Annotated in this window: 9 protein-coding genes; 8 read left to right on the forward strand and 1 reads right to left on the reverse strand. The window is 45.1% G+C overall.

The window, feature by feature from the left end; genetic code table 11:
• Positions 1 to 162: 162 nt before the first annotated feature.
• From RS891_RS14490 to RS891_RS14525, 8 genes are all read left to right on the forward strand, one after another.
• Positions 163 to 285 carry a sporulation protein YjcZ gene (locus tag RS891_RS14490; RefSeq protein ID WP_079697598.1) on the forward strand — a complete coding sequence of 41 codons (123 nt, stop codon included), beginning with the start codon at positions 163 to 165 and terminating at the stop codon, positions 283 to 285.
• Positions 286 to 443: 158 nt separating this feature from the next.
• The gene (locus RS891_RS14495) at positions 444 to 2156 is read left to right on the forward strand and encodes a sensor histidine kinase (RefSeq protein WP_315795752.1); all 1713 of its coding nucleotides are present in this window, start codon (positions 444 to 446) and stop codon (positions 2154 to 2156) included.
• On the forward strand, positions 2153 to 3559 hold the full coding sequence (locus RS891_RS14500; protein WP_113054905.1) for a response regulator transcription factor: 1407 nt from the start codon (positions 2153 to 2155) through the stop codon (positions 3557 to 3559). Before RS891_RS14495 ends, RS891_RS14500 begins: the two co-directional genes overlap by 4 nt.
• Positions 3560 to 3608: 49 nt before the next feature.
• Positions 3609 to 5267 (forward strand): extracellular solute-binding protein, encoded by a 1659-nt coding sequence (locus RS891_RS14505; protein WP_315795754.1) that lies wholly within the window; start codon positions 3609 to 3611, stop codon positions 5265 to 5267.
• Positions 5268 to 5600: 333 nt separating this feature from the next.
• A complete protein-coding gene (locus RS891_RS14510) occupies positions 5601 to 7337 on the forward strand; it encodes an extracellular solute-binding protein (RefSeq protein ID WP_113054904.1) in 1737 nt (578 codons plus the stop codon).
• 61 nt (positions 7338 to 7398) lie between these two features.
• Positions 7399 to 8313 carry an ABC transporter permease gene (locus RS891_RS14515; RefSeq protein ID WP_063565144.1) on the forward strand — a complete coding sequence of 305 codons (915 nt, stop codon included), beginning with the start codon at positions 7399 to 7401 and terminating at the stop codon, positions 8311 to 8313.
• Positions 8314 to 8326: 13 nt separating this feature from the next.
• A complete protein-coding gene (locus tag RS891_RS14520) occupies positions 8327 to 9220 on the forward strand; it encodes a carbohydrate ABC transporter permease (RefSeq protein WP_113054902.1) in 894 nt (297 codons plus the stop codon).
• Positions 9221 to 9279: 59 nt separating this feature from the next.
• Positions 9280 to 10902, forward strand: coding sequence for a glycoside hydrolase family 13 protein (locus RS891_RS14525; protein WP_315795756.1), 1623 nt, complete (start codon positions 9280 to 9282; stop codon positions 10900 to 10902).
• A 29-nt stretch (positions 10903 to 10931) separates the two neighbouring features.
• Here the strand turns inward: RS891_RS14525 and RS891_RS14530 are convergent, their stop codons facing one another.
• The gene (locus RS891_RS14530) at positions 10932 to 11825 is read right to left on the reverse strand and encodes a LysR family transcriptional regulator (protein WP_315795757.1); all 894 of its coding nucleotides are present in this window, start codon (positions 11823 to 11825) and stop codon (positions 10932 to 10934) included.
• Positions 11826 to 11886: the final 61 nt, after the last annotated feature.

Below are 11886 nucleotides of genomic sequence, written 5' to 3' on the forward strand. Positions count from 1 at the left end.
ATCTCTAGTCTCTTCCAATGGAAGACAAACATCAGTATGAGGAAGGGCTTCTGTCTGCTGCAATGCGGATAGAGCCCTTTTTTTGATGATTGCCTCAAAAGCCTTGTCAATACACTAAGAGTTGAATACCTTATGACATAACACAAAAGAGGAGGAGATTACATGAGTGAAGTAGGATATGGAAATGTTGGAGGTCTTGGTGGATACGGTGGTTTCACATCCATCGGCGCAATCCTTGTTCTGTTCATCTTGTTGGTCATCATCTCTAAAGCTTTCCTGGTTTAATTCCTTTACCATAATAATAACTCTGCTGGCATTACGCTGGCAGGGTCTTTTTGTCATAAGCACAATTTGAAAGCGTTTGACATATTGAATTATCAATCTATAATTATGGAGTTATGCATTCAACATAGAATGGATGAAGTTAAGGAGAATAGGTTGGAATGACACTTAAAAAAAGAATCTTTTTGCTGTTTTTTCTCAGTGCGTTTATTCCCTTCATTAGTATAGTTGCGATTTCCTACTACACCATTGATTCCATTTTTGCGAATAAGATCGATGATGGCATTCGGAGCAATTTACAGCAGGTGACTTCCTCACTGGAGAATTCGATCACCAACCTGAATCATGTTACTCAGCAATTATCCTACAGTGGTACATTAGGCAAGAAGTTGGATGAGGTCTTGAAACCAACCTCCAATATATTTGAATTGATTGAAACTCGGGATGAACTAAAGAGCGAATTAAATGTCGTAACCTTTACCAACCCGAATATAGGTTTGACATTGTATTATTTTCAGAAGGATGGCTCCACACAGTTTGGAAACTTTCCCATAAAGGATCGTTTTGCACCCGAATCATTGCCTGTGCTCTCCAAAGCATATGGGATTACCTACTATGGTCCTCATGTCAGTATGAACCGGTTTGATGATCAGCTCGTCTTATCCGCGATGCGGAAGGTAAAATTACCCCAGAGGGACGATGTGTATATTTACGTTGAATCCGGTTTTCACCTTGCGCAGGATATATTGGGTTACAATCAGTACAAAGGAGATTTATCCCACTTGATCCTCGATGGAGAGGGGAATATTGTGTATAGTGAGATTCCGGAAGCGATGAAAGTCGGGGAGAACTTCTCCAACTTATCGAATGGTGCAGCATCGGACGGAATAGCTCGCGATTATCATTGGTTCAGACAGGGTTCCACTCAGAACTGGAGCGTTGTGTCGGTGATCTCGCAGGCCAAATATCAACAGGAGAAAAACCAGTGGTTGCTTCAAATATTACTGGTCGCTTTATTTTTCCTTGGTTTTACGGTATTTCTGGCTTGGTTGCTGTGGAAGATGGTTTATAAACCCCTCGGTCTGTTCCATTCGGAGATCAACGGCATGTCTCAAAATCCACAAATGGCAGGCAGTCAGACCCGCACGCAGATTCCAGAATTTGATTTTCTGTTAGGCGAATTCTCGAATATGCAGCATCAAATCGGTGACCTCTTCAAAGAGGTGCAGCAGAAAGAGAAAATTCGTGCAGACCTTGAAGTAGAGAAGCTGCTGTACCAGATCAATCCTCATTTTTTGATGAATACGCTGGATACGGTCCACTGGCTGGCGGTAATGAATGGACAAGGTGAGATTGACAAGCTGGTGCAGTCCCTGAATAAACTGTTGTACTACAATTTAGGTAAATTAGGACAGGTTTCCACGATGGAAGAGGAAATTGACGCGCTTAGACAGTACTTGATCCTGCAGCAAATCCGCTATGACTTTGAATTTGATGTGCGTATTTCCGCTGATGAGCAAGTGCTTCAAATACCTGTACCTCGTTTTATTCTACAGCCACTGGTTGAAAACTCACTATACCATGGACTGAGCGACGAAGGTTTTATTCAAATTGAAGTGACACGCAAAGAAACGCTGAACATTATGATTCAGGATAATGGAGCTGGCATGACGGAGGAAGCGATTGAAAGACTTCTGAACAATCGTGTAGCAGATCATCAAAAAGTAGGGATGGGCATCGGGCTCAATTATGTTCACCGCATGTTACAAGCACAATACGGGGATCAAGCTCAACTGGTGATTGAGAGTGAATTGGGAACTGGCACAAGCATATTGCTTATACTTCCGATCAAAGGAGAAGATATCTCGGCATGATTAAGGTATTGATTGTGGATGATGATAAATTGGTGCGAAAAGGAATAAGCTCCGCAATGCCATGGAACGAGTTCGGCATGGAGGTTGTTGGAGAAGCAAGTAACGGGGCTAAGGCGCTGGATTTTCTGGAATCCAACTCGGTGGATCTGATGCTAACGGATCTTGCGATGCCTGTGATGTCAGGCATTGAACTGATGCGCTCTGCAAGGCAGCTATACCCGGAACTTCATATTGTCGTGCTTACCCTTCATCAGGATTTTGATTATATCCAGGAAGCGCTTAGGCTGGGAGCGATCGACTATATAGCCAAAGTTCAGCTTGAGAAGGAACAATTCGAACATGTACTGAATCGAATACATACCCGGATTGGGGAGCTCACGAATACAAGACGAAAGATGCCGCAGCTAGGTGAAACCAACGTCCATTATCGTAAAGTGTATGCACTTGTTTCACTGGACCGAAAATCCGGCCAGATCTGGCCTATCGGTCTCGAATCCGGTTCAGACGAGGTCCAATTTGAAGTGGAACGGAACAGCTGGATGTGGGCGGTACCTCAGGATGGAGAGGATCAGCTATTCGATAAATTGAAGGGATATTTGGATCAAATTCCTCAAGGTGCGCTACTGGTGTTGTCTGATGTACAGGAACGGACATGGTCGCAAATTCAAAACTGGATTATAAACTATACAGAAACGTCCTTGTTTTATGCGTATGAACCCCAAGATCCAGTTATTTCCGTTTCCATGAATGAAGAAGATACAGCTCCAACAGAACCTCGGGATGAGGACTTGGATCGTATTAAACGAAGTTGGTTTTTATCTCCGTGGACGCATAACGATCATTATTATAACCAGCTTGTTGAAGAGTTTAGATCTCTAAGGTTGCAAAAAGGGCAGCTGATGGGATTACTGTACTCCCTGGTCATGGAGTGGAACCATCTTTTCGCAGAGACTACGCTGGGCAGAATCTCCATGATCCATTCTTTTCAATCATGGTACGAGGTGGAACAGTGGATCAAGCTGACCTCTGAAAGTATTCGAAAGGCGGATGAACAGGTTTCTTATTCTCAGGAAATGATAGATGGGGTGAAAAAAGCCGTGATGATTATGCAGAATGATCTGGATCAGGCATTTACAGCTTCAGGGTTGTCCCAGCAACTCAACATTAGCCGCAGCTATTTCAGCCAATGCTTCAAGGACATCATGGGAAAAACCTTTAATGATTATTCCCGATATATACGAATGGAGAAGTCGAAAGAGTATTTATTGAACACAAACAACACGATTTTCTGGATTGCAGAGCGGGTGGGTTATACGGATGAGAAATACTTCAGCCGAATCTTTCGCGAACTGACAGGCGTGCTGCCAAGTGAATATCGACAATTAGGCAGAGGCGACAAATAGTATAATCTCAGCATAACCGACTGACAATCCGGTGAAAGAAGGTAAAGCAATGATCAAGAAGATGGCTGTGTGTGGTGTTGTCGTCAGCTTGATTGCAGGTATCGTATTTTTTAATATTTCATACTTTCGGGAATCGCCAATTGGTCCAACGACAACCGCTCCTGACACAGCTGTCACCGAGCCATTCGGTAAATATAAACATCCCGTTTCCATCCGGTTGGGATATGTGGTTGACCCCACAGGTACGGATCTCTCCGAAGGAGAAACATTAGAAAAGAATATGTGGAAAACGGTGATTAAGCAAAACCTCAACATTGACGTCGAGGTCATGTGGCAGGTATCCAAGGAGAATTTTGGACAGAAAATCGATCTGGCTATTGCCAGCAATGATTTGCCTGACGCAATGATCGTTAATCAAGTTCAGTTGAATGAGATGGTCAAAGCGGGAGAGATTGAAGATCTGACCAAGGCATATGCAAGCAGCGCTTCACCTGAGATGAAGAAAATCATCGACAGCACCAATGGATTGGCTCTGGAACAAGTGACCTTTGAAGGGAAAATGATGGCTGTTCCGTCTGTGACGGCGGAGGACTTCAGTATGCTCTGGATCAGGCAGGACTGGCTGGATCGTCTTGGATTAGAACCACCGAAAACAGTGGACGAATTGGAAGCTGTTGCGAAAGCCTTTGTGGAGCAGGACCCGGATGGGAACGGAAAACGGGATACGATCGGGCTTGCTTCAAGTACAAGTCTGTTTAACGATTTCAACAACAGCGCTTTTGCCTTTGATCTAACGCCGATCTTCGCGGCTTATGGAGCCTTCCCTGGATATTGGCTCGAAAAAGATGGAAAACCTGAATACGGTTCGATTCTACCAGAGACAAGGAACGCTTTGGTCAGGCTTCGTGATATGTATGCCACAGGTCTCCTTGATCCAGATCTGGGCATTCGCAAAGAGCCGGAGGAAACTGTCATTAGCGGACAGGCAGGGATGTTCTTTCAAGGTTTCTTTGCAGGATACTGGCCGCTTCCAAGCGCTTGGCTGAAAGATCCCAAGGCGAACTGGCAGGCTTACGCGCTCCCACTGGATGCAAACGGAGCATTTCGTGTGAAGGTGGATAATCCCTCAAGTTCTTTCCTGGTGGTTCGCAAAGGGTATGCTCATCCCGAAGCGATCATCATGATAAACAATCTGTACCTCCGTGATGAGTTCAAGTATGGTACCAGTTTTATGCTCAGTCGCAATTTCTTTGCCCCGGCAGATGAAGCACGATATGAATCCAAAGCCGTGCAGGAGATTCTGGCCGGAACCAAAACCCCAGCTGATTTTAAGGACAAGTCCGAATATAAGCTGCTGGAAAATACAGTTTCGACGATAAAACAAACTAAGCTAAAGCCTTATGATCAACTTGGCATTTCGTTTTGGGATCAGCACAACGAGAACTTTATGCGTGGTTATTCACTGCTCGTGGGTGGAAGAAATTTTTTTGATCCGAATATCCATAAAGTTCGAAGTCTTACCTACAAACGAACGCCAGCGGTGGAGAGATTATGGAGCAAATTATCCAAGCTGGAGCATGATACATTTTTGAAAATTATTTTAGGTGCTGCACCGATCGAGTCATTCGATCAATTTGTACAAGAGTGGAAAGAACAGGGAGGCGACCAAGTGACTGCTGAAGTGACTGCTTCCCAGAATCAACGCTGAAATGCTAACATATCTGCGTGAATTCCCACGTTTTTTACTCCATTTGATTATTCATAGCCGGTAGACTCCTGATTGAGGAGTTTGCCGGTTTTTCTTTGTGCGACACTAGCTTTGCTACCCTCACTTATTAACGAGGATAGACAAATGTAAGTCAGTAGGTGAGATGAATGTTCACAACCTCCAAGTTGCTCGTTGATTCGAGTGAAAACTGTATACATTTCTCTATCCAAACTAGCGTTTAATCCCTATCTCGATTAAGCTTCTCCAAGTTTTATAATGAAAGCGCAAACAACATGATAGAGAAATAATCAGAACGAAGGGGAGTTGAATTTGATGAGAAATAATTGGTCAATAAAAAGCAAAATGTTGACGAAACGACTGGCAGTGCTGTCCATGTCCGCATTGATGGTTTCCGTCCTTGCAGCCTGTGGGGGATCCTCCAATCCGCCGACTGCTGAGGATGCAGGTCAATATGAGGTAACACCTGGAGATCCATTCAGTGCTTATAAAGACGAAGTGACGGTAACGATGGGGCGTGTTACGACGGCGAATCCGAAATTGCCGGCTGGAGATACATATGAGAACAATGCGTATACCCGTCTGGTTAAAGAATCGTTTAATGCACAAATTAAGGACCAATTTGAGGCTAATGGTGAAGATTACAGTCGTCAGGTCTCTCTTGCAATCGCTTCCGGGGAATTGCCCGATATGATGCGCGTCGATTCCAAGGATGAACTTAAAGAATTGGTTGATAATGATCTGATTGAAGATCTGACGGAAGTATACAAACAATATGCCACCGATAATATCAAGCAGATTTACGACTCTTACGATGGCCGTGCACTTGACAATGCCACGATTGATGGCCGATTGATGGGCCTTCCAGCGACCTCTCTGGACTCCGCACCAACTATGGTTTGGGTTCGTCAGGATTGGTTGGATGTGCTGGGAATAAAACTTGATGCTGACGGAGACGGTGCCATCAAGCTGGAAGATGTAGAGAAAACAGCAGAAGAGTTCCTGAAAAAAGATCCTGGGCAAACTGGGAAACCGGTGGGCATTCCTTTTGTGAACACCTTGAATACAACGGACTATAACGGTTCTGCATATACCATGCTGGGTGTTGCTTCAACCGAAGGCGCGTATCCTCAATATTGGATGAAGGGTGAAGACGGCAGCATCGTTTATGGTTCGACTACAGAGGAAACCAAGCAGATGTTGGGCGTTATGGCCGACTGGTTCAAGAGAGGTATCATTGACCCGCAATTTGGAACCCGTACATTTGACGATATTACTGCACTTTATACCAATGGTCAGAGCGGAATTGCTTTTGGACCGTGGCACATTCCAGACTGGGGACTGAGCAGTGTCAAGCAGATGGATAAACATGCGAAATTCACGGCTTACACGCTGGAGGATGCAGACGGTAAGGTAAACGTGGCACACGCCAATCCATCCGGTCAGTTTATCGTTGTGAGAAAAGGTTATGAACATCCGGAACTCGCGATTAAAATTATTAATCTATTCTACGATAAATTGGCAAATGACAAAGATGTCGCAACTACCATGCCAGAGGCAGCCAAGTATTTGGAAAGCGGCGTAGACGGTTCAACCAGACCTTTTAATATTGAAGTCAACTCGGCAACATCCCTGTTGGATGATTACTCCGACGTTGTTCGAGGAATTAAAGGTGAGATCGGTTTGGATCAGGTCCGTACAACGGAATCGAAGAACAATATTGGCAGTATCCAAACATACTTGAAAGACCAGGATACGGATGATTTAACAGCTTGGTCGAAATATCACTCACGTATGAACGGAGTGGGGCTGATCGATAAGTTGACACAGGAAGGTAAATTCAACTGGATGACGCCAGCGTTCTCTGGAACTACACCAAGCATGAAACAGACGTGGGCTAACCTGACCAAAATGGAACAGGAATCTTTCATCAAAATCATAACGGGTGCGGAACCGCTGGATTACTTCGAAACATTCGTCAGCAATTGGAAGAAACAAGGCGGAGACCAAGTGATCCAGGAGATCGAAGCCGAGACTACATCCCAAAAATAATTAAGCTAACACTGCTGATGGGCTGCGCTAAGCAGCCTTTCTTCAGGAAAGGGGTTCATCCATGAAGCAGGAAAAATATAAAGCAAGAAACCGCTTGGGCACGGGTGCCATGTATCATATGATGATGCTGCCTGGCATTTTATTTTTGCTGGTATTCAGCTACATTCCAATGGTTGGTGTCATTACGGCATTTCAGGATTACGTACCAGCCAAAGGTATGTTTGGCTCCGAGTTTGTTGGACTCAAGCATTTTATTTATATGTTCAAGCTGCCGGACATCGGGCAAGTAATCAGTAATACGTTGGTGATTGCCATCGCCAAGATTCTACTCGGCACACTGATGGCCATCATTTTTTCCATTTTATTAAACGAAATCCGCTTTAAATTTGTTAAAAAATCCGTGCAGACCATTGTATATCTGCCTCACTTTTTGTCTTGGGTTGTTCTGGCCTCCGTGGTTGTTAACATGTTCAGCCTGGATGGAAGTGTAAACCAGATTTTAGCCTTTTTCGGCTTGGAAAATATTAATTTTCTCGGAAGCAACACCTGGTTCCAGCCGCTGATTATCGGGACGGACGTATGGAAGGAATTCGGTTATAGCTCCATCGTTTATTTGGCTGCAATTACCTCGATTGATCCCGGCCTATATGAAGCGTCAGGTATAGATGGAGCGAGCTGGTGGAGAAAAGTATGGCATATTACGTTGCCGGGCATGCTGCCTATTATTCTGCTCATGGGGGTTATGAGTCTGACCAATATTTTGAGTGCAGGCTTCGATCAAATCTACAATCTGTATAACCCGGTTGTCTATGAGTCGGGCGATATTCTGGATACCTATGTATACCGGATTGGTCTCGTTGGCAGACAGTATAGTTTCGGTACGGCTGTTGGGTTGTTCAAATCAGTGATTGGTATTGTTCTATTATTGTCCGCCAATGAATTGGCCAAAAAATACACCGACAGAAAGATATTCTAAGGAGGCGAAACTTGTGTCTTATTCCGCAAGCCTGAAAGACCGAATGGGCCGGTTTGTCATCTACGCCATCGTTATATTGCTGGCTTTGATCTGCCTCCTTCCATTATGGAATATCGTTGCGATTTCATTCAGCAGCAGTGAGGCCGTATCGGCCAATGCCGTAGGTCTGTTACCCGTTAAGTTTACAACAGCCGCTTATTCGAAAATTATTGATGATGCGCAGTTCTGGCGCTCCTTTGGCATTTCCGTTCTACGTGTGGCTCTGTCCCTTGTGCTCAACATGATTCTTATTGTTTTGATGGCTTATCCGCTGTCCAAATCAAAAAGGGAGTTTAAGGGCAGAAATATTTATATGAATATCATGATTTTTGCCATGCTGTTCAGTGGGGGCATGATCCCCAGCTATCTGTTGATCAAAAACCTGGATATGCTCAATACGATTTGGTCGCTTGTACTGCCAGGTGCTGTTCCAATATTCAGTGTCATTCTTGTGATGAACTTCTTCGCCGCAGTGCCAAAAGCGCTTGAAGAAGCGGCATTCATCGACGGGGCAAATGCATTGCAGGTCTTGTTCAAAGTGTATGTGCCCGTGTCTATTCCTGCGCTGGCGACCGTATCCCTGTTCAGTATTGTGGGCACGTGGAATGATTTCTTCAGTGGTTTGATCTATATGACCAAAGTTAGCAATTATCCGCTTATGACCTATATTCAGTCGCTTAATGTGAATATTGCGGAGCTTCTTCAATCTGGCACAAACTCTGCTCAGCTCAGCAATCTGACTGAGATTTCGAACAAAAATCTGAATGCAGCCAAAATCGTAGTAGCTGTCATTCCGCTGCTGCTAATTTACCCGCTGCTGCAAAAATACTTTGTGACCGGAATTGTTGTGGGGTCGGTAAAAGAATAATCGTGAATGGAACGGAGTCCGGATGAGCAGAATCTGGTTTAAGAGAAAGGTGGTGCGTTATGGGAAATCAAAAATGGTGGAAAGAAGTTGTCGTATATCAAATTTATCCCCGCAGCTTTCAAGATAGCAATGGTGATGGCATCGGCGATCTGAAAGGTATTTTATCCCGACTCGATTATTTGAAGAATCTTGGCATCGGTGCGATCTGGCTGTCACCAGTGTGCAAGTCCCCGCAAGATGACAACGGGTATGACATTTCGGATTACCAGGATATCGATCCGATGTTTGGTTCGCTTGAAGATATGGAATTGCTGATTCAGGAGGCAGGCAAGCGGGACATCCGAATTATTATGGATCTGGTGCTTAACCACTCTTCAGACGAACACCCCTGGTTCAAGGAAGCCCGGAAAAGCAAGGATAATCCGTACCACGATTATTACGTGTGGAGAGATGGTGTGGAAGGAACACCTCCCAACGATTTAGGTTCAACATTTGGTGGATCTGCCTGGGAATGGGTTCCCGAGTTGGGACAGTATTACCTGCATCTTTTCTCTGTTAAACAACCGGATCTGAACTGGGAGAACCCCAAGGTACGGCAGGAAATATACGATATGATTCAATGGTGGATGGATAAAGGCGTAGGTGGTTTCCGTCTTGATGTTATCGATCTGATTGGCAAGCAGCCTGACCTCAAAATTACAGGCAATGGGCCAAATCTGCACCAATATATGCGTGAACTCAGTAAAGAGACATTCCAAAAGGGTGACCTGCTAACTGTCGGAGAAACCTGGGGGGCAACGCCTGAGAGTGCCAAGCTTTATAGCAACCCTGACGGCAGTGAACTATCCATGGTCTTCCAATTTGAACATATTAGTCTGGATGAGCAGGAGGGAAAAGGAAAGTGGGATCTCCAGCCGCTGGGTCTGCTTCAATTAAAGAAAGTGTTGTCCAAATGGCAGACTGAGCTAAAGGGCGAAGCCTGGAACAGCTTGTTCTGGAATAACCATGACCTTCCGCGGATCGTGTCTCGTTGGGGAAATGACGGGGAATATCGTGTACAGTCTGCCAAAATGCTGGCGACTCTTCTTCATGGCATGCAAGGTACGCCATATGTGTATCAGGGTGAAGAGTTAGGTATGACGAATGTACGTTACCCTATTGAAGAATACCGTGATATTGAGCTGCTGAATCTGTATAAGGAACGGGTCGAGAATGGGTATCCTGAGGAAGAAGTGATGGAATCCATTTATGCAAAGGGCCGTGATAACGCACGTACGCCGATGCAGTGGGACGCTTCCGAAAATGCGGGTTTTACCGAAGGCAAACCATGGATTTTGGTAAATCCGAATTACACGGAGATTAATGCGGAAGAATCTATACATGATCCGGATTCCATTTACCATTACTATAAAACACTGATTCAGCTGCGAAAAGAGCATGAAGTGATCATTTATGGGGATTATGAACTGTTGTATCCGGAAGACCCCAACCTTTTCGCTTACACACGGACACTTGGTGATACCAAACTGCTAGTCCTGTGCAACTTCTATGGCAAAGTTGTTCCATTCCAGCTTCCAAGCGAATTTGCAGGGGATAAACGTTTATTAATTAGTAACTATTCGGACGTTGTTTCAGAGAACGCACTTCGTCCTTATGAAGCAAGAATGTATCTGCTTGTGTAGTTCGAAAGAGGGTTGAAGGCGAATAGCCTTCAACCCTCTTTTTTGACGAAAAGAAGCTTTTGCAAGAAAACATCAAGCGCCATGGAATGTGAATATTCGTTGAGGCGAATGATGGAGAAATTGCGCTCCAGATGCAGCTGTCTGATTCGCAGTTCTTCGACTTCCCCGGTGGCCAGCTCCTTATGAACAATCCATCTGGATACCATTGCAATACCGAGTCCCGCAGCAACCGCTTCCTTCACACCCTGACTGCTGGTGAAGACATAGGAGCGTTTGGGACGGATCGCAGTCTGTTCCATAAAATGATCGCTAAACGCGCGTGTTCCCGAACCCAACTCACGAAGAACCCAGACCTGATCCTGAAGCATATTCTGCTCTACCACTACCGAACCGGAGAGAGGATGGCCGGAAGGAGCTACTACGATCATCTCATCCTTCATGTAAGGGATAACGTCAAGGTCTGACGAGGCTTGTGCCTCACCCTCCACAAATCCGATATCCAGTTGGTTTCCCCTAACCGCAGACAGAATCTCCTGGGTATTGCCAATCGTAACCTGAATGTTGACCTGCGGATACTGCGCTGCGAATTCTGCCAGCTTCTTAGGCAAAATATATTCACCGATGGTGAAGCTGGCCCCGATCTGAATGCTTCCGGTCACCTCATCCCGCAGCATTTGAATCTCCTGGCGCGCTTCATCGTAGCGGGCCTGAATGACTTTGGCATGTTTGTAGAGGATTGCCCCCGCTTCAGTCAGGGACACATGCTTTGGCGAACGATGCAGCAGCTTGGCTCCTAGCTCATTTTCCAGATTTTTGATGTGCAGGCTCACCCCGGGTTGGGACAGGTTCAGCAGTTCTGCGGCCTTGGAGAAATGGCTTTGTTCCGCAACGGTAACGAAGACTTTTAATGCATCAGTTATCATTAGAATTCCTCATTTAAATAATGTGTTTTTATAGTTATAAGCCTATTGAGCTCATTTTAGC

The organism is Paenibacillus sp. BIC5C1 (genome assembly GCF_032399705.1).
In the GTDB taxonomy this organism is placed as follows: domain Bacteria; phylum Bacillota; class Bacilli; order Paenibacillales; family Paenibacillaceae; genus Paenibacillus; species Paenibacillus taichungensis_A.

What these genes read in the sequence shown, in the direction of transcription:
- RS891_RS14495 (WP_315795752.1), top strand. Translation starts at nt 444, where the DNA reads ATGACACTTAAAAAAAGAATCTTTTTGCTGTTTTTTCTCAGTGCGTTT.
- RS891_RS14510 (WP_113054904.1), top strand. Translation starts at nt 5,601, where the DNA reads ATGAGAAATAATTGGTCAATAAAAAGCAAAATGTTGACGAAACGACTG.
- RS891_RS14490 (WP_079697598.1), top strand. Translation starts at nt 163, where the DNA reads ATGAGTGAAGTAGGATATGGAAATGTTGGAGGTCTTGGTGGATACGGT.
- RS891_RS14525 (WP_315795756.1), top strand. Translation starts at nt 9,280, where the DNA reads ATGGGAAATCAAAAATGGTGGAAAGAAGTTGTCGTATATCAAATTTAT.
- RS891_RS14500 (WP_113054905.1), top strand. Translation starts at nt 2,153, where the DNA reads ATGATTAAGGTATTGATTGTGGATGATGATAAATTGGTGCGAAAAGGA.
- RS891_RS14505 (WP_315795754.1), top strand. Translation starts at nt 3,609, where the DNA reads ATGATCAAGAAGATGGCTGTGTGTGGTGTTGTCGTCAGCTTGATTGCA.
- RS891_RS14530 (WP_315795757.1), bottom strand. Translation starts at nt 11,825, where the DNA reads ATGATAACTGATGCATTAAAAGTCTTCGTTACCGTTGCGGAACAAAGC.
- RS891_RS14515 (WP_063565144.1), top strand. Translation starts at nt 7,399, where the DNA reads ATGAAGCAGGAAAAATATAAAGCAAGAAACCGCTTGGGCACGGGTGCC.